Annotated in this window: 20 protein-coding genes; 4 read left to right on the top strand and 16 right to left on the bottom strand. The window is 72.7% G+C overall.

Going from position 1 to position 23,834, the window contains the following annotated elements; translation table 11 throughout:
* Positions 1 to 8: 8 nt before the first annotated feature.
* The gene (locus Phou_RS10605; protein ID WP_173055799.1) at positions 9 to 797 is read right to left on the bottom strand and encodes a thioesterase II family protein; all 789 of its coding nucleotides are present in this window, start codon (positions 795 to 797) and stop codon (positions 9 to 11) included.
* Between the two features lie 92 nt (positions 798 to 889).
* Here Phou_RS10605 and Phou_RS10600 point away from each other — a divergent pair, with 92 nt between their 5' ends.
* Entirely contained in the window at positions 890 to 2,410 is a 1,521-nt protein-coding gene (locus tag Phou_RS10600; RefSeq protein WP_173055797.1) for a condensation domain-containing protein, read from the top strand.
* Between the two features lie 272 nt (positions 2,411 to 2,682).
* On the opposite strand, the gene Phou_RS10595 is transcribed toward Phou_RS10600, so the two are convergent.
* The 10 genes from Phou_RS10595 to Phou_RS10550 all read right to left on the bottom strand — a co-directional run bounded on the left by Phou_RS10595 (position 2,683) and on the right by Phou_RS10550 (position 13,541).
* A complete protein-coding gene (locus Phou_RS10595; RefSeq protein ID WP_173055795.1) occupies positions 2,683 to 3,309 on the bottom strand; it encodes an NAD-dependent epimerase/dehydratase family protein in 627 nt (208 codons plus the stop codon).
* Positions 3,306 to 4,361 carry a non-ribosomal peptide synthetase gene (locus tag Phou_RS10590; RefSeq protein ID WP_173055793.1) on the bottom strand — a complete coding sequence of 352 codons (1,056 nt, stop codon included), beginning with the start codon at positions 4,359 to 4,361 and terminating at the stop codon, positions 3,306 to 3,308. The genes Phou_RS10595 and Phou_RS10590 overlap by 4 nt, the downstream gene beginning before the upstream one ends.
* On the bottom strand, positions 4,358 to 6,115 hold the full coding sequence (locus Phou_RS10585; protein WP_173055791.1) for a hypothetical protein: 1,758 nt from the start codon (positions 6,113 to 6,115) through the stop codon (positions 4,358 to 4,360). The genes Phou_RS10590 and Phou_RS10585 overlap by 4 nt, the downstream gene beginning before the upstream one ends.
* Positions 6,112 to 6,885 (bottom strand): sulfotransferase family protein, encoded by a 774-nt coding sequence (locus tag Phou_RS10580; RefSeq protein WP_173055789.1) that lies wholly within the window; start codon positions 6,883 to 6,885, stop codon positions 6,112 to 6,114. Before Phou_RS10580 ends, Phou_RS10585 begins: the two co-directional genes overlap by 4 nt.
* Positions 6,872 to 7,675, bottom strand: a complete 804-nt coding sequence (locus Phou_RS10575; RefSeq protein WP_173055787.1) for a hypothetical protein — start codon at positions 7,673 to 7,675, stop codon at positions 6,872 to 6,874. Before Phou_RS10575 ends, Phou_RS10580 begins: the two co-directional genes overlap by 14 nt.
* On the bottom strand, positions 7,672 to 9,240 hold the full coding sequence (locus Phou_RS10570) for a pyridoxal phosphate-dependent decarboxylase family protein (protein ID WP_173055785.1): 1,569 nt from the start codon (positions 9,238 to 9,240) through the stop codon (positions 7,672 to 7,674). Before Phou_RS10570 ends, Phou_RS10575 begins: the two co-directional genes overlap by 4 nt.
* Before the next feature lie 63 nt (positions 9,241 to 9,303).
* Complete coding sequence (locus Phou_RS10565) at positions 9,304 to 10,341, bottom strand: radical SAM/SPASM domain-containing protein (protein WP_173055783.1); 1,038 nt, start codon at positions 10,339 to 10,341, stop codon at positions 9,304 to 9,306.
* A complete protein-coding gene (locus tag Phou_RS10560) occupies positions 10,338 to 11,297 on the bottom strand; it encodes a glycosyltransferase (protein WP_173055781.1) in 960 nt (319 codons plus the stop codon). The genes Phou_RS10565 and Phou_RS10560 overlap by 4 nt, the downstream gene beginning before the upstream one ends.
* Positions 11,258 to 11,566 carry a hypothetical protein gene (locus Phou_RS10555; protein ID WP_173055779.1) on the bottom strand — a complete coding sequence of 103 codons (309 nt, stop codon included), beginning with the start codon at positions 11,564 to 11,566 and terminating at the stop codon, positions 11,258 to 11,260. Before Phou_RS10555 ends, Phou_RS10560 begins: the two co-directional genes overlap by 40 nt.
* Positions 11,556 to 13,541 (bottom strand): radical SAM protein, encoded by a 1,986-nt coding sequence (locus Phou_RS10550; protein WP_173055777.1) that lies wholly within the window; start codon positions 13,539 to 13,541, stop codon positions 11,556 to 11,558. The genes Phou_RS10555 and Phou_RS10550 overlap by 11 nt, the downstream gene beginning before the upstream one ends.
* Positions 13,542 to 13,727: 186 nt before the next feature.
* Here Phou_RS10550 and Phou_RS10545 point away from each other — a divergent pair, with 186 nt between their 5' ends.
* The gene (locus tag Phou_RS10545; protein WP_173055769.1) at positions 13,728 to 14,726 is read left to right on the top strand and encodes a GSCFA domain-containing protein; all 999 of its coding nucleotides are present in this window, start codon (positions 13,728 to 13,730) and stop codon (positions 14,724 to 14,726) included.
* Between the two features lie 16 nt (positions 14,727 to 14,742).
* Here the strand turns inward: Phou_RS10545 and argS are convergent, their stop codons facing one another.
* Positions 14,743 to 16,401: an arginine--tRNA ligase gene (argS, locus tag Phou_RS10540; protein WP_173055767.1), complete on the bottom strand. Its 1,659-nt coding sequence runs from the start codon at positions 16,399 to 16,401 to the stop codon at positions 14,743 to 14,745.
* A gap of 148 nt (positions 16,402 to 16,549) precedes the next feature.
* Here argS and Phou_RS10535 point away from each other — a divergent pair, with 148 nt between their 5' ends.
* The gene (locus Phou_RS10535) at positions 16,550 to 17,665 is read left to right on the top strand and encodes an aminotransferase class I/II-fold pyridoxal phosphate-dependent enzyme (protein ID WP_173055764.1); all 1,116 of its coding nucleotides are present in this window, start codon (positions 16,550 to 16,552) and stop codon (positions 17,663 to 17,665) included.
* 2 nt (positions 17,666 to 17,667) lie between these two features.
* Positions 17,668 to 18,861, top strand: a complete 1,194-nt coding sequence (locus tag Phou_RS10530; protein WP_173055762.1) for an acyl-CoA dehydrogenase family protein — start codon at positions 17,668 to 17,670, stop codon at positions 18,859 to 18,861.
* Here the strand turns inward: Phou_RS10530 and Phou_RS10525 are convergent.
* From Phou_RS10525 to Phou_RS10510, 4 genes are read right to left on the bottom strand one after another with little or no spacing between them, the layout of a single operon-like run.
* A complete protein-coding gene (locus tag Phou_RS10525; RefSeq protein ID WP_173055760.1) occupies positions 18,847 to 19,950 on the bottom strand; it encodes a citrate/2-methylcitrate synthase in 1,104 nt (367 codons plus the stop codon). The two genes, Phou_RS10530 and Phou_RS10525, sit on opposite strands and share 15 nt — an antisense overlap.
* The gene (locus Phou_RS10520) at positions 19,947 to 20,756 is read right to left on the bottom strand and encodes an acetoacetate decarboxylase family protein (protein WP_173055758.1); all 810 of its coding nucleotides are present in this window, start codon (positions 20,754 to 20,756) and stop codon (positions 19,947 to 19,949) included. Before Phou_RS10520 ends, Phou_RS10525 begins: the two co-directional genes overlap by 4 nt.
* Positions 20,753 to 21,745 carry a guanitoxin biosynthesis L-enduracididine beta-hydroxylase GntD gene (gene gntD, locus Phou_RS10515; protein ID WP_173055756.1) on the bottom strand — a complete coding sequence of 331 codons (993 nt, stop codon included), beginning with the start codon at positions 21,743 to 21,745 and terminating at the stop codon, positions 20,753 to 20,755. Before gntD ends, Phou_RS10520 begins: the two co-directional genes overlap by 4 nt.
* Complete coding sequence (locus tag Phou_RS10510) at positions 21,742 to 23,817, bottom strand: ATP-binding protein (protein WP_173055754.1); 2,076 nt, start codon at positions 23,815 to 23,817, stop codon at positions 21,742 to 21,744. The genes gntD and Phou_RS10510 overlap by 4 nt, the downstream gene beginning before the upstream one ends.
* Positions 23,818 to 23,834: the final 17 nt, after the last annotated feature.

Below are 23,834 nucleotides of genomic sequence, written 5' to 3'. Positions count from 1 at the left end.
TGCGGCGGTCAGGAGCGGGCGGAGCGGGCCGGATCGGTAACCCATCGACCTTCCGCGACCAAGTCGACGAACGCCTCCGGTGACTCGTCGAGCAGCCAGTGGCCGCCGTCGAGCTCGACCACCTGGCAACCGGCGCTGGTCAATCGGGCCCAGCCGCTCATCTCCTCGCGCAACCACGCGGGCTCGCCGGTTCCCACGACCGCATATATATGAGTGTCGATGACATCCTGCGGGTCGGCGGGGCGGAAGTCGCGCAGCACCGCGTAGTCCGCCCGCAGCGCCGGCTCGAACAGCGGGCGGTGCGCACCGGTGGCCAGCCGAGCAGGCACACCACCACTGTGCAGCAGGTGGTCCCAGAAGTCGTCGGAGGACACCCCGGACAGGTCCGGGTGCAGACCGTCGCGCGGCGGCGGGTACGCCACACAGACAAGCCCGGCCGGAGCCGGCAGGCCACGCCTGCGCAACGCCCGCACGAGCCCGAACGCGATCAGCGAACCCGAGCAGTACCCGACCAGGACGCACGGCCGGTCGTCCAGGACCTCCGCCACGGCGGGAACAAGCGCGTCGATCAGCGGGTCGAAGCGGGTGAACGACGGCTCGGTGTACCGCGCCTGGCGTCCCGGCAAGTTGGCCGCCCACACCTCCAGGCGGCCGCGCCCGGCCCTGGCCAGCGGGCTGAACTGGGCGGGTCCATTGCCGACGGACGGAAACCCGATCACCCGTACGGGCGCCTCCGCGCGCGGTGGCAGCCGCACAAACCACTGCGGCGCGGGATCGCGCTCTGCCCCGGTCGTCATCCAGCTCAGCCAACCACGGCGGGCCAGGTGGCGGCCTGTCCCTGGTACCGGCGACGCACGCCCGCCCGAGGCAGCCCCTAACATCCAAGCCGATGGAACTCAGCCACGCCCGCGCGGTCGCGCTTGTCGTCGACGTCTGGTCAGAGCTGCTGGACGAGCGGGTGCGGCCGGACGACAACTTCTTCCTCCTCGGCGGCAGTTCCATTCAGGCCCTTCACGCGGTGGCCCAGCTGCACCGCGTCTCGGGCCGCACGCTCACGCTCGCCGACCTGCTGGCCGCTCCGACACCCACCGGGCTCGGCACCCGGCTGCTCGGTGCGGACCTGGACGAGACGGCGGGCCGGTCGGTGCCGGACGACCCGTACCCCGCGACCTTCGACCAGGAGCGCAGGCTGCTGCGCGACAGGTCGGATCTGTCCCGCAGCTTCCGCCTCTGGCACTTCGTCCGCTGCGCCGCCGTCGACCCTGGACGGTTTACCGACGCCCTGGCCCAGGTGACCGAGCGGCACGACGCCCTGCACACCCGGATCTTCCGGGACGCCGCCGGAAGCGCCCGCCAGCAGGTCATCCCGAGCGACCTTCGGCTGGAGCTGCTGCACACCACACCCGAAGGTCTCGACGGGCTGATCCGCGAGTTCACCGAGGTCGACTGGGCGCAGGCCGAGGGCGACGTCTTCCGCACCCGGCTCGTCCGCGTCGGCGGCCAATGGTTGATCCTGTTCGGCTTCGACCACGCGGTGTTCGACGGCTTGTCCTACCAGGTGTTCGTCCGCGATCTGACGACCGCCTACCGGACCGGCCGCCTCCCGGCGCGCGCGGCGGCGGCCTGGTGGCGCTACGCCACTTGGCAGCGCAGCACCCCGCTGCTCGCCGAGGACAGCGACGTGCGGCAGTGGTGGCGGCGCCATCTGGCCGGCAGCTCCCCGTTCAAGAACCCCCTGCCCGCGGACCCGCCGGCCGAGCGGCAGCCCGGGGGACCGGCCGCTCACGTTCGCGAGTGGACAGTCACCGGGAGCCAGCTCACCGCGCTGCGCGACGCGGCACGCACGGCCGGCGCCACACCGTTCGCCACCGTCCTCGCCGCGGTCAACCTCGCCGCCTACCAGCTCACCGGCGACCCGGACGTGGTGATCGCCTCGCACACCGCCAACCGGTCCCGCCCGGAGTTCGCCGAGACCGTGGGATCGTTCGCGACAAGGATCGTGTTTCGCACCCGGTTCGCCCCCGGCGCCACGCCCGCGCAGGTGCTGGCGGCTACCACCCGCGCGGTCCGGTCCACCTTGCGCCACGCCGACCTGCCCTGGAGCGAGGTACTGCGGGAGTGCGCGCCGGCCAACTACCTGCAGACCCCCAACCGGATCGCGTGGGACCTCCGGGTCGAGGACGGCGACGAGGTCCCGGCATGGGACCTCGACGGTGCGCCGTGCGAGCCGCTTCCGGGGCTGCCGGGGTTCGTCGACCCGAACGTGTCGGTACAGCTAAGAATCCGGCCGCATCGGTGGCGCATCCGGGTGTCCTGCGCGAGCGCGCTGTACGGAGAGCGCACCGCCGACCGCGTCCTCGACGCCATCCGGTCCGCGCAGCTCGCGGTGGCCGGCGAGGGCACCGGGTAGTCCACCAAGCCACCCGGATCCCTGAAACTCAGGCGGCGGGCCGGGCTGGTGGATCGACACGTGGCGCCAGGTACGCCGGAGCCCCACGGGCAGCGAGACCACCGGCCGCCAGCCGAGCGCCGACGCGGCGAGCTCCACGTCGAGGGACACGTACGCCCGGTCGACCCGGCGGGCCGGCAGCCGCCCGACTGACACCTGGCGCCCGCCGACGGCCGAGGTGACCAGCGAGACGAGATGGTGCAGGCTCGTCGCCTCGCCGGATCCGATATTCATCACCGGGGCGGCACCTCCGGCGAGCGATGCGCGAGCATCATCGCGCTGACCGCGTCGTCGATGTAGACGTAGTCGCGGCTGGTGGCGGGATCGCCGTACACGGTCAGCGGGCGCCCGGCCGCGAGCGCCGCCATCCAGTGCGCGATCACCCCTTGTCCCTTGGTGGCCCGCTCGCCCGGCCCGTACACGTTGGCGAACCGCAGCACGACCGGCCGCACCCACGGGCAGCCGAGCACCGCGCCCTCCATCGCGAGCTTCATCTCGCCGTACGCCGTGTCGGGTCCCACCGGGGTCCGCTCCGTGTACGGCGGCTGCGCGTCGGGGGCGTAGACCGTCCCTCCCGAACTCGCCAGCACGAGCATGGTGGGTTCGGTGGCCCGGCCCACGGCGGCGAGCACCCGGTCGAGCAGGGCACGGTCGGCCGCGACGAGACCGGGTCGGGACTCGGCGGTGGCGGGCGTCACCGAGCCCGCGACGAAGAACACGGTCGTGGCCCGCAGCGCGTGTGGGAGGGGGCGGTGCCGGGTGAAGGCGGACACCCGGATGCGGGCGGCCCGCAACGAGCGGACCAGGTGCGAGCCGAGAAACCCGCCGCTGCCGATGACCGCCACCGATCCCGCGGTCATGACGACCGCGCCAGCAGCTCGACCACGTCCCGCCCGACCGCGCGGCTGCGCATCAGGGTGTCGTGGTCCTCCGCGTGATCGATGAACGTGATGTGCCCGCGCTGCAGCGCCGCCCAGTACTCGCGTTGCAGGTCTGAGCCGCCGGTCCGGGTGCCGCGGAAGTAGACGGTGTCAACCGGAACCGGCCTGCACGCGTACCGCAGGGCGGAGTACGTGTTGTGGCACCACACCTCCTGGATGCGGATGAACCTGTCCAGCGTGGTCGCCGGCTCCAGCACCCCTTCCTGCCGCAGCGCCTCGTGGATGTCGGCGTAGCTCGCCCCGGCGGGCAGGTCCCGGCCGGTCCGGCCGCGCAACTCGCCCAGCAGCAGGTCGTGCCGGTGCCGGCGGACGTGCGCCAGGTCGACGTCGAGCAGGCCGCGGCTGTGGTCGGCCCGCAGCTCGGGCACGACGGTGTCGAAGATGACCAGCAGCTTGGCCGGCTGGCCCGCCTCGACAAGCTGCCGGGCCATCTCGAGGGCGACAAGGCCGCCCATCGAGTAGCCGCCCAGCAGGTGCGGGTGGCCGATGCCGGCCGCGGCGAGGTCGGCCAGGTAGCGGCTCGCGATCCGTTCCATCGGGGCCAGCGGGCGCTCGCCCGGGTCCAGCCCGACGGCGCGTACGCCGAGGATCGGGCACGGCACGTCGCTGACTCCCAGGTTCCACAGCGACAGCGGCTCGCCGATCGCCGGGTGCACGACGACCAGCGGCTGGCCGGTTCCGTGCGCCTTGATCGGCACGAACCGGCCGGACAGGTCGAACGGCGCCCACATCCGGCCGTCGAACATGACCTCCTCGGCCGCGTGCCGTGCCAACTGCTCGACGAACGGCCGCTCCAGGATGTCGCGCAGGTCCACCGAAATCCCGTGCCGGCGCACCCGGCCCATCGCCTCCATGGCCATCCGCGACGTGCAGCCGGCCTCGAAGAGGTTTTCGTCGGTGCGCAGTTCGGGGTAGCACATGACGTCCCGGAAGGCGTCGAGGAGGAGGCCCGCGATCGGATCCGCGCTCATGGCCGGGTCCCGGGCAGGCCGAAGCGCTGGCGCACGGCATCGATCCGGCCGGCCAGGGCGGCGAGTTCACCGGCGCCCACGTGCGTGCGCTCGCGCAGGTCGAAGGCGGTCCGTACCAGGGCGGCCACCCGCTCGGCGTCCCGGCGGCCGACCACTGTGGACAGCGCCGCGACCTGGTCCGGCAGGCGCACCGGCGGGACGTCGCCGGTGGGGAAGGTGAGGCGGGCGAGCACCGCCCGCGCTTCGAACCAGAGTCCCTTGCCGGTCAGCGTGCGGCCCGCGCGCTCGTAGGTGCTCCGCGAGCCGAGGTCGAACCCGTTCGGGACCTGGCCCAGCACGGGGCCGAGCCAACCCGGGTCGTGGCGTCGCGAGCCGGCCCTGCGCAGCTCCATCCACTCGTGCAGGTCACGGTGGACCGGACCGGCGCGCAGGTCCACCTCGACCGGCCGGCTCGCGGAACCTTCCGCGGGGCAGCCGAGCGCGGCCAGGATGTCGATCACGAGCTGCTCGGCGGCCCGGTGCCCGTCCGGATGCTCGGGGGAGCTGAGCTCGAAGTCGACGTCGCTTCGCCGGGTGAGCATGCCCTGTGCGAGCGAGCCGCGCAGGATCAGCTGGAGCCGGCGCAGGTCGAAGGCGGCGGCCACCAGCTGCCAGGTGGCCACCGTCAGCCGCTCGGCCAGCTCGGCTCGCCGCCGGCCGGCGGCCCACCCAATCCGGGTACCGAGCCTGGCGTACTGCCGCGCGGTCGCGTCGAGGCCGGCCGGCGCCCGGCGGTCGGCATCCGGCTGGACCGCGTCCGCGGCGAACACCAGCGCGCGCAGCCAGTCCCGTTCGGCCGAACCGCCACGGCGGACCGACTCGACCGCGCTCCCGACGCGACCCCACAGCCTGTCGACAAGCGCGGCGTACGCGGGTTCACCCGACCGCAGGCGCACGGCGGCGGTGAGCGCGGTGTGGAACACGCTGTGCGCCGGGGCGAGAACCTCGTCGGCGAGGTGGCCGAGCACGGCCGGTGTCACGCGGGTCCGCGCCGGTGTGTTCAGCTCGCTGGCGAGGGTGAGGTGCACGCCCAAGGCCCGCAGGCGCGGCGCCGAGGTGGGCTGTTCCAGCAGGTGACCCAGCGTCGTCTCGAACCCGTCCAGCGCCACGGCGTCCGTTGCGGCGCCCGCGAGGCTGTACCGCAGTCCTGGATCCGTGCGGTAGACGTCGGACCATCCCACGTCCCACTTGGCGGTGGTGACCGGGTCCGGACCGGCGACCGGGTCGAAGGTGGCGTCCTCCCAGTCGATCACATGCAGGGCCGGTCCGATCAGGAAGGAGTTTCGCGGGACCAGGCCGGGCGCTTCCACACCGGCCGCCAGCAGCGCCGCCAGGGTCGCCCGAAGGGCATTCACCGGTACGAGGCGTGCGGCGTCGGAGCGTTTGCTGAGCGGCTCGCCGAGATCCGGTGTGATCAGGGCGGCCGTGCTGCCGGCGAGCGTCACGACCTGGGGCACCACTACCACCAGCGGACCGAGGCCCGGCACCCGGATGGCACCGGCTCGCCGCCGCGCGTGCAGCGCCCGGCGCCGCTCCTCGCGGGCCGCCGGCGTCCGGCACGACTTCGCCACGAAGACCCGCCGCCCGACGCGTACCCGGCGGATCCGCGCGTGCGGGTCCAGGTCGGTGGGAAAGTCCGCCGCCGGCCGCACCGGACCGGGGCGCAGGAGCGTCCTGACCGCGTGTACCGCCGCCGGCCAGCCCTCCGTCCTCATCCGACTGTCCTCATCGGACTTTCGACGGGCTCCGCGGCGACCGGATATCCCCACCGCTCACAGAGCTCGTGCAGGGCCGCTGGACACGGATGCGGCACCCGGGCGGGCGGCTGCACGCGTCCGGACCGGATCCGCTCGCTCCAGTCGCCGATGCCGTAGACGAAGGGCCCGTGGTCGTGGCGGCCGTAGTCGACCATCCGCGGATCGGCCGGAATCCCGAGGAACTCGCACAGCTCCGCGCAGACCTTTGCCGGATCGGCCGTGAGGTCCTCGTACCGGACGACCGCCGCGCCGTCCAGGTCGGTCCGCTCGTCGATCAGCGCGGCGACGCGAAGGACGTGCTCCACCGCCGCGGCGAGGTCGCGACCGTCGTCCGCGGCGACGATGGACGCCGCGATCGCCGCCGGGTGGCGGCGAAGCCTGATGAACCGCGCCTCGGGCCAGCACGCGCGCAGTTCGTCGACGATGAAGGTGTTGCTGGGCGACTTGTCGACCACGACCGCTCGCCCGCTGGCCTGAAGCTGCCGGTGCAGGATCCGGTCCCACAGCATGTGACGCAGTTCGGCGCGGCTCCAGCCGAGGGTGCCCATCGCGAGATCGGTGTACTCGCTGCCGATGTCCACGTCGAGATAGCGCAGGTGCAGCTCGTGCGGCGCCAGCACGGCCGGGTGCGAGTTGAGCAGGCAGCGCAGCAGGGTGGAACCCGACCGGATCGGCGCGAGGATGAAGACCGGCCGGCTGACCAGGCGGGCCGGCTCAAACGGTGGCATGGCCGGCACACGCGCGTCGGGCCCGCTCGAACACCCGCAACCGCACGTCGAGGCTGCGGGTGTACGTCGCGGCGCCGGGCGCGGTCTTCTCGTCGCAGTGGAACACCCGTACCGGCAGCTCGGACAGGTAGCCGATGCCGGGCCCGGCCGGCGCCGCGAACGTGCGGGACAGCCAGTCCTCGTAGTTGAACCAGGCCTCGTCGCTGTCATGGAAGCTGCTGGCCGGCACGCCACCGGCCGCCCAGATCACCGGGAGCGCCCGCGGCAGGTCGTAGACGAGGAAATGGGACGCCACCCGGTTGACGGACCGGACACCGGGCGCGAGCGGCGACCCGACGTCCAATAGCGGCTCGCGCCAGCAGGCGTGGTCGTCGATCCGCGTGGCGAGGGCCAGCTCCGGCGTGCGGTCGAAGGTCTCCGCAAGGAACGCGAGCGGATCGCCCTCGCCGGCGCGGAAGGCGACCACATCACCCTCCACTGTGATCAGAAACCGTCCTTTGCCGGGGACCAGGTGGGCGTGTCCGTTGTTGGACGGGTCACCGCCGGCGACGTTCCGGTCGCGGCGGCGCAGCCGTACCTCGTCGATGCCCCACCGCGGCGCCCGCTCCAGCAGCGCGTCGACCGGCGCGGTCTCCGCGCCGTCGATGGCCAGCACCAGGTCGACGGTGCGCCGGGTACGCGCGGTCAGCGCCTCGATCGTCGTGGGGACGGTGCGGTCGAGCAGCTCGATCGGCCCGTGGACGAGGAACACCACGGTGAACTCGGGTGGGCAGGCGTTGTCCACGGTCACCAGCCAGCCGGCCCGAGCACCAGGCAGGAGTCGTCGGCGGCCTCGCCGTCACCCAGCAGCCGCAGCTCCGCCAACATCGCCGGCATGAGCTTCTCGCCGGTGGCCACGAGGTGTTCCGTGATCTGCTGCCGGGTCGCGTCGTCGATGTCGGGATGGCCGACGCACATCCCCATCACGTCGAACTTGTCGGTGGTGCCGAGCCCGAGCCGGTCGGCCAGGTCCTCCAGCGCGAAGAGGTCGAACACGACGGCGCCCGAGCGGTACAGCTCCTCGGCGTAGGCCCGGGTGTACTTGGAGACGATCGCGCGCAGCGGCGGACGGGTTTCGCGGCGGGCGCTGAGCTGCTCGAGCAACTCGCCGGCGGGGCGCGGGCAGAAGACGAACGCGCACCGGTAGAAGTCGGAGTCGCCGACGAAGCGGAACATGCCGGTGTCGCGCAGCAGCTGGGACATCTCTTCGAAGGTGTGCTGCCGCCGCTCGACGAGGGCGGCGACGCCGGCCCGGCCCAGGTGGGTGATGAGGGCCCAGAGTCGCAGGGACTCGAAGCCGCGCGAGCCGTAGAACGGGGTGATCAGGCCGAGGTCGAGGCAGTCGGGGTCGTTGAGCTTCTCCGGGTACCGGGCGAACCGCGCCAGGTCGGCCGGGTCGCGGACGAGCAGGTAGCTCGACGGGTACGTGACGAACAGCCCTTTGTGCGGGTCGAGCGACACCGAGTCGGCCCGTTCGATGCCGGTGAGCCGGCCCCGCAGCCGCTCGGAGAAGAGCAGGCTGCCGCCGTGGCAGGCGTCGACGTGAAACCACACGTCGTGCTCGGCGCACACGTCCGCGATGGCGGCCAGGTCGTCGATCCCGGTGGTGCGGCAGTTGCCCGCGACGCCCACGACCATGAACGGCCGCGCCCCGTCCGGCGGGTCCGCCAGCGCGGCGGCCAGGGCGGCGACGTCGCTCGTGTGGTTCGGAGCCGCGGCCGACCACACCAGCGCATCGGAGCCCAACCCGAGCACCTGTGCCGCCGCGCGGTAGGAGAAGTGCTCCACCTGCCGGGCCAGCACGATGACCGGGCGCTCGGGCAGCCCGCGAACCCCCTCGCGGTGCACCTGCGGCCACCGTGCCGCCAGGGCGGTCGCGATGGCGACGTGGTTGCTCATGTTGCCGCCGGAGGTCCACATGGCGCCCACGCCGCGCAGCCCGTCGTACTCGGTCAGCGGCCGCGTCGGGTACCCGACCAGCTCGCGCAGCCAGCCGATGAGCTGCAGCTCGATGACGCTCGCCGCCGGCGCGCCGCGGTCGAAGGTGATGAGGTTCTGGTTGAGGAAGGTCGACACGATGCTCGCCAGCGCCGCCGCCACGCTCGATCCGCTGTCCGGAAAGGCCAGGTAGCGGGGGTCGCTCTGGGCGACGGACCAGTGCGCCACCTCGGCCAGCTCGTCCAGGAGGCCGTCGATCGGCCGGCCGCGCTCGGGCAGTGGCCCGGCGAACCGCTGGATCATCTCCCGCTCGCTGGCGTAGTTGAGCACCAGCCCGTCGCGGAGCCCGCCCGCGACGAAGTCCGTACCGATCGCCACCGCCCGAGCCGCGAGCCGGGCCAGCTCGGAGGCGGGCAGGTCACGCAGCAGGACCGCGGGTCCTCATCGAGCATGTCCGAACTCCCTCCGGTAGACACAGTCCACACAGGACGTCCAGCCGCCGCCGTGCCGCAGGCCGGCTCGCAGGTCGGTCAGGCGCTGACCGGTCCAGATCGCCGCGACGGAGTCCTCGAGGACGTTGCCGATGGTGTTGCTGTCGTCCGCCTCGATCTGGACGCAGCACGGCGTGGCCCGCCCGTCACGGGTCACGTAGAACGCGTCCCAGGGCCATGGGCACACCTGGTCGGCGCGGGGATCGCCGAGCCGGCGGTAGTCGAAGACGCGGACCGTCAGCCCGCGCCGCAGCGCGACCTCCAGTCCCCGCTCCAGGTGGGGGACCACGGTGGCCGGGTCGGCGGCGAACAGGGACTCGGTGTTGAGCGTCTTGTCGTCACCCCAGTGGTGCAGGCTCTCCACGCTCACCTCGTCGACGCCCTGGTCGGCGAGGTACTCCACGATCCCCGGGAAGCCGGCGATGTTGCGCAGCGACAGCGTCACCGCGGCCGAAAGCCGCGTGGTGGTGCCGCTGGTTATCCGTACCGCGGCGGCGATGCTCGCGGTGAGCTGCCGCAGGCGGAGGCCGGAGCGCATGTCGGCGAGCGTGGCGTCGTCGGCGCCGTCGACGCTCACGGCGAGCATGCCGAGGCCGGCCTCCACCACCGGGCCCAGCCGCCGCGCGACGAGCAGGCCGTTGGTGTTGCTCGACGAGAGGATGCCGCGGCGGGTGCACTCCTCGACGTAGCGGGCCAGGTCGCGGACGATCAGCGCCTCACCCGCGCCGACGAACGACACCTGGGTCAGCTCCGGCATGTCGTCCAGCAGCCGCACGAAGTCCGGAAAGCTGAACGTGCTTCCGGTGCTCTCGTGGCTCGCACGCACGCAGCCGGCGCAGGCGAGGTTGCACAGGTCGGTCAGCTCGATCTGCAGGTACCGGGGGCTCGCCGCGGGCGTGTCCAGGCTGAGCCCGTAGCGGGTGAAGTCGTCCGGCACGAGAAACTTGTGGAAGCGGGCCGGCACCTCGGCCATCGGCGTCCGGCTCATCGGCCCGCCAGCACGGTCGCGTAGACGCCGGCGATCTCGTCGACGAACTGCTTGTAGGCCGCCCGGAACTGCCCGGTGCGGTCCTCCCGCGCGCCGGCCGGCCCGCTGAGGACCGCGTCAAGCGCGTCCACCCAGGCCCGCGGGTCGTCCCGCCGGTCGACGAGCCACACCCCGTCCCGCTGGCCGAGATGCTCCATCGACGGCACCGACGAGCACACCACCGGCACGCCGAGCGCCCGCGCGTAGTGCACGACCATCGGGTAGTTTTCCGGCCACTGCGACGGCACCGCGAGCGCACCGGCACCGGCGAGCAGCGCGCCGAGGTCGCCCCGGCGCAGCGGTGGTCGCCACTCCACGCGCGGGTCGGCCGCCGCGCGCTCGCGCAGCCGCGCCTCGTAGGCCGGGTCGTCGGCGCTGGTGACGACCACCAGGCGCGCCGCCCCTGCCCACTGCCGAAACGCCTCCAGCAGGACGTGCAGGCCCTTCTCCGGCGAGGCCCGCCCGACGAACAGCACGACCGGCGCGGACCGCGGCGCGGGCCCCCAGTGCGCGGGGATGTCGTACTCGGCGCGGTCGCGCACGATCAGCGACTTGCGTAGCCCGGCGCGGACGAGGACCCGACCCTGATGCGGCGTCTGTACCCACACCGCCCGGCAGCGGTCGTTCAGCAGCCGCAGGTTGCGGTGTCGCCACCCCGCGACCTCCGCGGCCGACGGCGCCGCGCCGTCGGGATGTGTGGCCAGGCAATTCGCGCAGTCCTCGGCCGGCACGGGCGCCGCGCACTCGTCTCCGGTCCGGCGGTGCACCATCTGGTAGTCGGCGCAGACCGCGGTGTAGTCGGTCAGCGTCGCCACCAGCGGCACGTGACGCAGCGGCGGCTGGTCGAGAAACGCCAGCCCGGTCCGGCTGAAGTGGGTCAGGTGGACAAGGTCGACCGGGGCCAGCCGGCCCAGCACGGGTGCCAGCGCGGCGGCCTGGTCGTCCTCCCGCTCCCGCCAGGCACGCGCGGGCGGGGCACCGCGCCGGCCCGCTGCTGGCCGGCGGCCGCCGGCGTCAACCAGGTGACCCGCAGCGACCGTGCGGTCAGCGCGGTGACGAGATCGGCCGTCAGGGCCTCCGTGCCGCCGGCGCCGGGCTCGGTGTCGTACCGGTTGCTCATGACCAGGACGTGCGCACCCGCGTCACGGCCGGCGCCGCCCGGCGCCCGGGCTGGGTCAGCAGACATTGGGCTGCAGACCTGCCCAGCGACTCAGCGGAAGCAGCGACTGGTCGCGATCGGCGTCGGGTCCGGTGAGCCGCAACGAGCCGGACACCCCCGGGGAGAGGCCGACGAACGGCTCGCGTACGGCGAGCGCGGCGTGGCCGCCCGAGGACAGGTCGAGGAAGAGGTTGAGGCCGAGCGCGCCGGCACCGGCCAGCGCGGCAATGTCGACGCGTACCCGGACCCGCTCGCCGTCCGGTGCGACCTCGACCTCCGGCGCGGGGCGCCACACGGCCGGGGGGTGCGGCACGCGGCGGAAGCGTTCCTGGCTCGCCTCGCGCCACGCCGCCCCGGCGGCGGTCACCCGCAACAGCATCCCGTCGTTCTGCGGGGTTCGCACTGTCAGGTCCCCGAGCGTCATGTCGTCGTAGCGCACCAGCCACAGCCGCAGGGCGGCCACACCGGCGCGCAGCTCCCCGTCGTGCGGCGGCGGGCCGCCGAGGTCCACCGTCAGCTGGCCGTCGTCGACGCGAAGCAGCGCCGGGTGATCCCACTCCGGTGGCAGGCCGCCACGGACGCGGCCCGGCGTACCGAGGCGCACCGGCGCGGCCCCGCTGCCGGCGACGAGCGCTCCGACCGGCCGGTACGCGGCCTGGGCGGGCGCTTCCGCGAGTGCCGGGTCGATCCCGAACGGTGCCGGTAGCGCCGCGAGCACCTCCGGGTGGTGTCTGTCCAGATAGGTCAACAGGCGCAGGGCCAGCCGGACGAGGAAGCGGATGAGGTCGCACTTGACCTCGTCCGGACGGCTGATGTCACCGTTGGCGAGGACCGCCTGGTAGTGACAGCCGCCGCCGCAGGCGTAGCGGGCGTAGCAGTCGCGGCACCCGGGCCGGTCGTCGACGGTCATGTCGGCGAACTCCCGGCGCCGTTCCTCGTTGAAGCCCGTGCTGACGTGCCCGATGTCCCAGCCGGACTTGCCGATGAAATGGGCGCAGGCGTAGAGCCTGCCGTTGGTGTCCACATAGGCGCCGCTCTTGCCGGCCCCGCACCGGTACACCTGAACCGTCTGGTCCTTGACCCGGTAGAAGAACCGCATGAAGTAGTCCTCGGTGCTCAACGCCATGAGCCGGCCGAGGATCCCGGCGGCGTCGTGGTCGAGGATGTGCTCGACAAGGCCCAGGTATCCCTCTTCGAAGGCGGGCAGAGTCGTGCGGTTGAGCGCGTAGTCCTTGTCGTGGCTGGCGTTGACCGGCTTCATGTAGATGTTTCGCGCGCCCACGTCGTCGTAGAGGTGGGAGAAGATGCTGGCGAAGTCCGTGCAGTACGCGGTCAGCACCGACGAGACACCCATGTCGGGATGGCGGGCGAGCACCCGGTCCAGCACCGGACGCACGTCGTCGTAGGTGCCGCCACGGTCGTTGGTGTAGAAGCGGACGCGGTCGTGCACCTCCCGCGGCCCGTCAAGGCTGATGTCCTGCGGCGGTCCGAGCTGGTCGGCGAGGTCCGCGTCCATGGAGAGCGTGCCGTTGGTGACGTTGGGTCCACTCCAGACGGTGGCGACCGGCGAGCCTTCAAGCCCCGCGATGACCGTCTCCTGCACCTGTTCATGCAGGTGCCGTACCAGCATCGTCTCGCCGGCCAGGCCGAAGTCGACCCGGCTGTACCGCGTCTGGTCGTCGACGACCTCGCGCCGGAAGAAGTCGACCGCCTGCCGCACCACGGGCATCGGCATCCGTACAGGCTTGCCGTCGGCGTGCACGCGGTCGCGGAAGGAGCAGTAGGTACAGCCCATGTTGCACGCGTCGGTGAGGGACAGCTGCAGCTGAGGGACGGCCTCGCGGTACCCCGCGGGATGGAAGATCGGCTCGTCCTGTGCGCAGGTGCAGGGTCCGTCCGCGGTACCGATGGCGCCGCTGCGGACGTGGAAGACGACATCGTCGGCGAATCGCACATGGCCCTTGTCGGCCTCGTAGCGGGGGACTAGATGACTGTCCGGCATGGTCCGCCTCCCTCCGGGAACGCGGTCCGGGTTCGGAGCCGGCAGCGGATATCCATCGGGATGGACCGTAACCAGAGCGGGAGGTCGTGCGACTGCCCCGAGTTTTGGTTACGCCGGACCCCGCGCCGCTGTCGGTACGTTGACTCGTAGCCCGCTGCCCGGCGACCGCATCCGGAAGAGGACGTCTTGGCACTGCTGCGTTTGACGGCCGACGATGCCTTCCGGCGCTTGGCGGAAAATCCGGCCGCGTACTGGTACGACGACGAGCCGTATCCCCATCCACCGGCGGGTGTGCGGTTGCGCGAGCGGATACCTCGGCTCACCATCCCGGCGGATTTCCACCTGCGCCGTGACGACCCGGTCTTCTGCATCGGTTCGTGCTTCGCGCGAAACATCGAGTACGCGCTGGACGCCGGCGGTTATCCGGTGCTGAGCCTGGGCCGCGAGTTCGCCGGTGAGCGGATGCCGGACGGTGAGGTCGGGCGCCCCGATCACGTGACGAACAAGTACCACACGCATTCGATGGTGCAGGCCATCGAATGGGCGCTTGACCCGGCCGCGCAGTTTCCCGACGCGGGGCTGGTCCGCCTGGACGGCGGCCTTGTCGTGGACCCGCACGCCCACCACGCGCTGGAGCTCGTCGACCTGGACGGCACGTTGCGGCGGCGCCGGCAGCACGACACGCTCACCGCCCGGATCGCGCGGGCGCGGGTCGTCGTCGTCACCCTCGGCCTCGTGGAGGTCTGGCGGGACCAGCTGACCGGCTACTACCTCAACGGCGCGCCAACCGCCCAGATGCGCGAGCTGCACCCGGACCGGTACCAGTTCGAGGTCACCGACTACGGCGAAAACCTGCGCAACCTGGAGCGGATCTACGAGCTGCTGCACCCGGCCGGCGGCACCGGCGGGCCGGACATCGTCGTCACGGTGTCACCGGTGACGATGCGGTGTACCTTCACCGGCCGGGACGTGATCGTCGCGAACACCTACTCGAAGGCGGTGCTGCGCGCGGTGGCGGAGGCATGGGCGTTCCGCCACCCCGACGTGCACTACTTCCCGAGCTACGAGCTTGTCACCGGCGCCGACCCCGAGTTCAGCCGGCTGCCGGACGGCTCGCACGTGACCCGCGCGATGGTCGACACGGTCGTCCAGGTGTTCACCGAGACGTACCTTCGGGGCGCGTGAACCTGAAGCCCTCGGGCTACATCCGGTCCGGCGCGGAGACGCCGAGCAGCCACAGGCCGTTGGCGAGCACGGTGCCGGTGGCCTCGACGAGCCACAGCCGCGCCCGGTTGAGGTCGGTCGGCTCCTCGTCGTCGTGCGGCAGCACCCGGCAGGTGTCGTAGAACTTGTGGTACGTGCCGGCCAGCTCCTCCAGGTAGCGGGCCACCCGGTGCGGCTCGCGCAGCTCCGCCGCCATCCCGACCACGCTGGGAAACGCGGCAAGCGCGCGCACGAGGTCGCCCTCGCGCTCGTGCACGAGCAGCGACGGGTCGAAGTCGTCGCCGCGCGAGACGCCCCGTTCGGCCGCTGTGCGCAGCACGCTCGCCATGCGGGCGTGGGCGTACTGCACGTAGAAGACGGGGTTGTCGTTGGAGCGCCGCGTCCACAGGTCGAGGTCGAGGTCGATGGCGGAGTCGACCGAGTAGCGGGCCAGCGCGTACCGCGCCGCGTCAACACCGATAGCGTCGATAATGTCGCGGAGAGTAACGAGCGTGCCAGCCCGCTTGGACAGCCGGACCGGCTTGCCGTCGCGGGTCAGGTTGACGAGCTGGCCGATGATCAGCTCCAGGTGGCGGTCCGGGTCTTCGCCGAAGCACGCGACCATCGCCCGCAGCCGGCCGACGTAGCCGTGGTGGTCGGCGCCGAGCACCAGGATCACCTTTTCGAACCCGCGGCGGCGCTTGTCCAGGTAGTAAGCGCAGTCGGCCGCGATGTAGCCCCAGTTGCCGTTCGACTTGCGGATGACGCGGTCCTTGTCGTCACCGAAGGCCGTCGTGCGCAGCCAGAACGCGCCGTCCTTCGGGTACACGTAGCCGCGCTCGGTCAGCAGGTCGTACGCCGCCTGCACCTCGCCCCGCTCGTGCAGCGTCTGCTCGTTGAAGAACACGTCGAACGTGAGGCCGAACTCGGTCAGCGACGCCTTCACCTCGTCGAACATCAAGGCGCAGCCCTCGACGCGGAAGACCTCCTGCGCCTCCGGCTCGGGCAGGCTCAGCACGTCCGGCCGCCGCTCCACGACCGCCGCGGCGATCTCGCCGATGTAGTCGCCGACGTACCCGTCCTCGGGGACCGCCTCGCCCTTGGCGGCGGCCATCAACGAGCGGGCGAACCGATCGATCTGCGCGCCGGCGTCGTTGAAGTAGTACTCAGTGACCACATCAGCACCGGCAGCACGCATCAGCCGCGCCAGCGCGTCGCCCACCGCCGCCCAGCGCACCCCGCCGACGTGGATCGGGCCGGTCGGGTTGGCCGAAACGAACTCCAGGTTGACGCGGTCGTTTGCCAGCGTCTCGGTGCGGCCGTAGGCATCGCCCTGGCGCACGATCTCCCGGACCACCCCACCCGCCGCAGCGGCCGCCACCCAGATGTTGAGGAACCCGGGACCTGCCACCTCGACGCCGCGCACACCCGGGTAGTTCGCCAGATGGCTGGCGATGTCGCCGGCCAGCTCTCGCGGCGGCACACCCACGCCCTTGGACACCTGCATCGCGATGTTCGAGGCGTAGTCGCCGTGCTCGGGTCGCTTGGTGCGGCTCACGGTCGCTTGGTCGGGCAGGACCGACTGGTCCAAGCCCCGCTCGGCGAGGACCGCCGCCGCGGCACCATGAACGGCTTCAGCAAGCTGGGTTGGCATCACGCGACCATGTTACCCAAAGTCACTGTTACCCCCGACGCGCCACCACGCCGCCCCACGCGCCGCCGGGCGTCCCGCTTTCACGGGACGGCACCTCTTGTCGCATCGAAACTACTCTTTGGCCCCAGGGCCTTCATCGTCCAATAGGGGAATGCGCGTGCTCAATCTCACCGAACTTGAGCAACAGGCACTCGTCTCACATCTCAACATGGCGGACGGCCACCCGCGCCAGGACCCGACCGACGAACAATGGAAGATCATTCACGCGCTGCCGGAACTGTTCGAGGTGGCGCTGGCCCTCCCCGCGGACCACATTGAGGAACACGCGCAGCGGGCTTTCTTCGCGATGCTCGGTCAGCACCGCGCGCCAATCGCCGACGGCCGGGTGTTCAGCGTCTATTCCTCCTCGGTCGCCACGATGGTGGTGGGCAACGTGCTCGCCCAGCGGCAGCACCGCCTGGCGCTGTTGCACCCGACCTTCGACAACATCTCGGATTTGCTCCGCCGGAGCGTGACCGTGCTGCCGGTGGGGGAGGACGACTGCGCGCCGCCCGCGCTCGACGAGATCGTCCAGCAGGGTGCGACCTCCCTGTTCGTCACCACGCCCAACAACCCGACCGGCTGGTACCTGGACAGCGCCGCCCTGAAGACGCTCGCCGAGGCCTGCAAGGTCAACGGCATCCTGCTGTGCCTCGACACGTCCTTCCGCGGCTTCGACGTGCGCGCCCAGTACGACACCTACGAGATCCTCGACCGGTCCGGTGTGTCGTACATCGTCATCGAGGACACCGGCAAGATCTGGCCGATGGCCGAGCTGAAGCTGGGCTTCCTCGCGGTCAGCGATGACCTCCGGGAAGCCGTGGCGCACGCGCTCAGCGAGGTACTGCTCAGCGTCTCCCCACTTGTGCTCAAGCTCGTGGAGACCCTGTCGCTCGACGCCGCGGCGAGTGGAATGGGCGCCCTGCACGAGCTCATCGCGACCAACCGGTCCCGGGTCACGGCGGCCGTTGCCGACCTGCCCGGCGTCGCCGTCGCCGATCCGGACGCACGGGTGAGCGTCTGCCGCCTGCGGTTCGACTCCGCCGAGGCGGCCAGCCGCGTGTTGGGCCTGCTCCGCGGCAGTGGCATCCATCTGCTGCCCTGCCAGCAGTTCCACTGGGCGCGACCGGGCGAGGGCGGTCGCTACCTGCGCCTGGCGCTGGCCCGCAACACCGTCGACGTGGACACCGCGCTGGCGCACCTGGCAGAGGCCACCAGGACGCGGTAGCCGTGAACGCCACCGCCTCCGGGTCACCGCTGCCGGCGTCGCCGACCCTCGCCAACGTGCGGGACCTGGCGCCCGCCCTGTCCGAACGCGCCGCCGCGATCGAGGCGGCCCGCCGCCTCCCGCCCGACGTCCTGGCCGACCTCACCTCGGCCGGATGCTTCCGGATGCTCCTGCCGAAGGAGTACGGCGGGGACGAGCTCCGCGTCGACCAGGCACTCGCCGTCGTCGAGGAACTGTCCAGAGCGGACGGCTCGACCGGGTGGAACGTCATGATCGCGGCAAGCAACATCATCGTCTTCTCGCTGTTTCCCGCGGACACCTTCCGGGCCGTCTACGCGGACGGCCCCGACGTCATCTCGGCCGGCTCCCACGCGCCGAAGGGCACCGCCACCGTGGCCGCCGGGGGATACCTCATCCGGGGACAGTGGCCGTTCGCCAGCGGATGCGAGCACAGCAGCTGGCTGATCACACACAGCCGGGTGGTCACCGGCGAAGGTGCCCCCGTGCTCGACGCCGGTGGCGCGCCCGAGCTGCGCCTGGCTCTCACCCCGGTCCGCGACGCCGAGGTCGTCGACACCTGGCAGGCGCTCGGCCTGCGCGGGACCGGCAGCCACGACGTGCGGCTGGACGGCGTCCTGTGCCCGCCCGAACGCACATGCCGGCTGTTCGGCGGGGCGCCCACCGTGCCCGGCACGGTCTTCGAGATTCCGTCGGTCGCGCAGCTCGGGCTCTTCATCGCCGCGGTGGCGCTCGGCATCGCCGGCGCCGCGCTCGACGACGTCGCCGCCGTGGCCCGGGCCGGCAAGCGCGCCGCGTACGGCGGGCAGCGGCTCGCCGCGGCTCCGCTGTTTCAACACCGGCTCGGCGAAGCCGACGCCAGCCTGCGCGCCGCACGCGCGCTGCTGTACGCCGACGCCGCAGAGATGTGGCACCTGGCCAGCGCGGGTCACCTGTTTTCGCTGCTCGACCGGGCCCGGCTGCGGGCGACGAGCTCGCGGGTCGTCGCGGTGGCCGCCGAGGTGGTCGACGTCGCGTACCGGTGCAGCGGCTCGGTCGGCGTGTACGACGGCGCGTCCGTGCAGCGCCACCTGCGCGACATGTACACGATCACGCAGCACGCGGGCGTGGGACCGGAGTTCTACGCGCTGGCCGGCGGGCTGCTGGCCGGTGAGGCGATCGACTCAACCCGGATCTGAGGCCGGCTCCGGGCCGATCCACTCCGACTTCGGGCTGATGATCCGCCCACCGCGGTCCAGGTACTCCACCACGTGCGCCGACCACCCGACCACCCGCGCCGCGGCGAACACGCACGCGAAGAAGTCCGGGTCGAAGCCGAGCCGCGACAGGATGCCACCGGCGAAGAAGTCGACATTGGTGAAGTTGGGGCGGTGCGGGTACCGGCGGGCCAGCTCGCGCAGCGCGGCCTCCTCCACCGCCGAGGCCACCTCGTGGAAGGCGGGGTTGGCCTCCCGGCAGACCGCCCCCAGCAGCCGGGCCCGCGGGTCGTAGACGCGGTACTCGCGGTGGCCGAATCCCATCAGCCGGCCGCCGCGGTCCAACAGGTCCACCACGAACCGCTCGGCGTTCTCCGGCGTGCCGGCGTCGGCGAGCATGGCCGTCGCGGCCGCGATGGCACCGCCGTGCGCCGGCCCCTTGAGCGTGCTGATCGCCGCGACGATCGCCGACCACAGGTCGCCGCCGGCCGAGCCCACGATCTGGGCCGTGAACGTGGACGGGCTGAGCGCGTGGTCCGCCGTGATGACCAGGTACGCCTCGAGCCACCGCACCTCGTCCGCGGTCGGCCGCTCGCCGCGCATCATGTAGAGCAGGTTTTCGGCGTGGCCGAGCTCGGCGCAGGGCTCCACCGGCGGCAGCCCGCGCCGGTGCCGCCAGAACGCCGCCAGCGCGGTAGCGGCCTGCGCGGTGATGGTCTTCGCCTGGTCGATCGACGGGGACGGGCAACCCGGGCCGGCGCCGGCGGCGGACAGCAGGGTGCGCAGCGCGTCCATCGGGTCGGCATCGACCGGCAGGCCGGCGAGCGCGGCCCGGGCAGCCGGGTTGAGCGCACGGCGGCTGGCGAGCACGCGCTCCAAATCGGCAAGCTCCGCGGCGGTGGGAAACCGGCCGTACCAGAGGAGGTGGGCGATCTCGGGGACGTTGCGCTGCCACACCCCCTCGATGAGATTGCCGCCACGGTAGATCAGCCGGCCGCGCTCGCCGTCGACCTCGCTGATCTCCGTCTGCGCGACGACGACGCCTTCGAGGCCGGACTGGAAGGCGCTCATCGCGCGGTACCGGACAGGAGGCGCCCGCCGACGATCGTCTCGGCGAAGCTGAACCGGTAGCCCCGCAGCACTTCGACGGGTCGCAGGAGGGCCAGCTCGTCGACCGGCGACTCGAAGAACGAGAGGGTCGCGTCGCCGGTCCACACGTTTGCGATGGTCAGGTCGGTGCTGCCGCCGGTCACGAGCTCTTCGACCGGTGCCCCGTCCGGCGTCCAGGCCGGAAACAGCCGGGTGTGGACGAGGGGTGCGGACATCAGCGGTGGCGCCTCACCGGGCCCGCGCAGCGTCACCTCCGCCTCGACCAGCCGGCGGTCGGCGCCGGCGAGGCTCGCGCCGAACACAGCGCCGGGGAGCAGGCCGGGGGTGGCCCGGCCGACGTCGAAGAGGCGGGTGATGCCGATCCGGCCCAGCTTCTTGGGGTACCCCTGGATGAGCCCGCGGACGAGCGAAAAGTCCTGGTCCACCCAGCAGAACGGGCAACGGGCAACCAGGTCGCCCTCCCACTGCCCGGCGAGCGCGACGTAGAACTCCCGGTACTGGCTGCGGACCGGGTCGGTGAGCTCCGCACCCTGGTCTGTGCAGGACTGCCAGTCGCCGAAGATCGCGAAGGCGAGTCCGGGCGGGTCCGCCGGGGTGATGCCGGGCGGGAGGAACGACCGCACCGCGGCCGGGTCGGCAAGGTACTCCACCGCCAGGACGTCCCCGGAGAAGTGCCAGGGCGGCGGCGGTACCAGCGCCGAGCGGCCCGATGGCGACAGCGGCAGGGTGTATCCGGCGAGGTGCACGGTGTCGTCGTCTCCGTTCATGCGCTGGTGCCGAGCACGCGTACCGCCGGCGCGGCCCGCAGGGCCCGGGAGCGGCGAAGGTCGCGGGCGATGTTGAGGCGCCGCAGCCAGCGGTCGGTACCGTCGTAACGCGCCCGGAAGCTGTCCCGGCCGTGCACCGCCCGGTAGTTGTCCACAATGCACACTTCACCGGGGCGCAGGGCGTACCGGGAAAGGCTCGCGTCGGTGGCGGCGAGCAGCGAGTCAAGCGCCGACCGCGCCTCGGCGTCGCTGTCGAGGGGTCGCGTGTAGAACTGGTCCAGTCGCAGGTACGGCGCGTCCTGGGCGCCGAAGAGCAGCGGCACCGGCTCCGGGTTTGCGGCCATCGCGGCCATCCCGCCGCTGGCAAGCTGGGAGCCGTCGGGCGTGATGGTGAAGCGGGGCTGCGACAACACCTCCCGCACCCGCGGCGGCAGGGTGAGGTTGTCCACGCAGCCGACGGTGGTCGGTACACCGTCCGGGTTGCGCAGGCACAGCAGGGCCACGTAGTCGGCGCGCAGCGGGTGGAACGCGTCCTCGGTGTGCCAGGTCAGCGGCGTCGTGCTGCTGGATGCGAGTTGCTCGTCCTCGTCTTCGGGCAGGGGCGCGATCGTGTGCATGATCCGCCCGCTGTGCTTGGTGGACCACGCGATCGGGTCGCCGAGCAGCGCGGCACACAGGTAGAAGAAGACCTCCGCGGCGGTTTGGCCACCGCGTTCGCGCTCCGCCCTGGTCCGCGGGGTCGGCCCGAGCGCCGCGTCGTCGACGGGAAGGCCGCGGACGAGACATACGCAGGAGGGTTCGGAGAGTCGAAACGCGTTCAGCGCCCGGCGTACGTCGCGGGGCAGCTCCTGAGCGATCGTGAGCGCCTCTGCCTGCAGGTCCGGGCTCTCGACGGTGCCGTACTCGCGGGCGGCGTCGCCGGCCAGCGCCAGGGCCGCGGCGGCCGCGTCGCCGGTCAGGTCGACAACGTACGGATGCCAGCCGCTCACGTCGGGCCTCCCGCCGGTGCCGCCACCACGAGCCGCCAGCCGAGCCGGCGGGCCAGCGCCTGGGTGGCGCTCTCGCTCCGCCAGCTGAAGCCGGCGGTGGCCGGCACCACGATCACCCCGGGCAGTGCGAGCCGGCGAACCGTCGCTACGAGCCGGGCCACCTCGTCGTCCGCGCGCCCGTGGTCTCCACGGCCGTCGGTCACCATCACCACCGCCGGTGCCATCCCGCCGTTGCGGAACAACCACCGCTTGCCGCACAGCTCGACGGCGCGGCGCAGGCCGTCGACAAGCGGAGTGCGGCCGCGTGGCCGCAGCCGGCGCACAACGTCGAGCGCCGCCTCCGGCGTCCGGGCGAACGGCACGGCGACGTGGGCGTTCGCCCCGCCGGCGACCACCAGCGCGACGCGGTCGCCGCGCGGCGCCGCGGCGAACAGGCCGGACATGATCTGCCGTGCCTCGGCGAAGAGGCCGTCCATCGCCATCGACCACGACGAGTCGAGCACCCCCACCGTGGCGAGGCGCGGCCGCCCGGCGTGAGCGGACCGGACCAGGTCACCGGGGCCCAGTTCGAGCCGGCGATCCGGACCGAGCGCGGTCGGCGACGCGGCCTGCCGGAGCGTGGCCGCCACGATGGAGAGCGGCAGCGAGATCGGCCCGCGCTGTGCGGTGCCCGCCGGCACGCCCCCCGCCCTTCCGCGGGCGCGTACGGCAAGCGGGTGGGCGACCCGACGCCGGGACAGCGCCAGCAGATCGCGGCTGGGCGTGGGTGCGTCCAGGACGGCGGTCCACCCGTGCGGAGCGGCGGCGGGCGGCCGGCCGGGGTCGGGCGCCAGGAAGGGCTCCGACCCGCCCGCGACCACGGCGGCGGTCCCGCCGTTCAGGCTGTGACCGGGCATCGCGCCGTTTCCGGCGGCGCGATCCGGGCCGTCGCGGCCGCCAGGCGTGTTGTCAGCCGGGGGCTGGGGCGAGTCCCGGTCCGCTCCGTCGAGCAGGTCCGCCGGTTCGGCCCAGCGGCGGATGATCTCGTCGGCGCTGCCCGCCTCCTCGCCGACGAGCGCGGTCACCGCGGCCGCGAGCCGCGCACCGTCGTCGGCCACCCGGTGCCCGAGAGCCAGGGTGGCCGCGACCGCCACGTCCTGGGGGGTGACGGCCGGGCGCCCGCCGAGCGCCGCGTTCGCCAGGGCGGTGCGGACGATCACGAGGTCGGCGCGATGGCTCGCGACACCGGCCCGGACGACGAGCGCGGCCACGGACTCCAGCGTCGACCGGGTGCAGCTCACGCGGGACAGGATGGCGCGGGCCCGCTGCAGCCTGGCGGCCAGCGCGGCGTCGGCGTCCGCGTACCGCCGCTGCGAGGCGTCCTGCGACTCAAGCCGCCGCAGGAGCACCGCCACCCGGCTGGCCTGGTCATGCAGCACTTCGGCGGTGACGCTCAGCCCGAACCGGTCCAGGATCTGCGGCCGGAGGTTGCCCTCGCTCGGGTTCATGGTGCCGACGAGCGAAAACCGGGCCGCGTGGGCGGCGGAGACCCCGTCCCGCTCGATCCGGTGCCAGCCCGAGCTCGCGGCGTCCAGCAGGGCGTCGAGCAGGTGGTCGGCGACAAGGTTCGCCTCGTCCAGGTACAGGATGCCGCGGTGTGCGGCCGCGAGCAGGCCGGGCGACAGTCGCCGCTGGCCGTGTCGCAGGGCGGCGTCGAGGTTGAGCGTGCCGAGCAGCCGGTCTTCGGTGGCGCCGATGGGCAAGGAGACCAGCGGCACCGGCCGCCGCGCGACCGGCAGGCGGCCGGCCTCGGCGAGCCGGTCCCGGCAGGCGGGGCAGCGCGGCCCCGCGCCGGTCGGTGGGCAGTTGAACGGGCAGCCGGCGACCACCTCGATCGGTGGCAGCAGCGCGCGCAGCCCGTGCACGGCGGTCGACTTCCCGGTGCCGGGCTCGCCGCCGATCAGCACCCCGCCGATCGACGGATCGACCACGTTGAGCATCAGCGCTGCCCGCATGGCCGGCTGGCCGACGATCGCGCTGAAGGGCAGCACGTCCGCGGGCCCGGTGGCGGCCGGCGCGTCGTCCCACTCCACGGGCGGCGATCCGTTCG

Origin of the sequence: Phytohabitans houttuyneae (assembly GCF_011764425.1) — a bacterium.
Classification (GTDB): Bacteria; Actinomycetota; Actinomycetes; order Mycobacteriales; family Micromonosporaceae; genus Phytohabitans; species Phytohabitans houttuyneae.
Note: the sequence above shows the minus strand (reverse complement) of the source record. Positions and strands in the feature narration are given on the sequence as shown.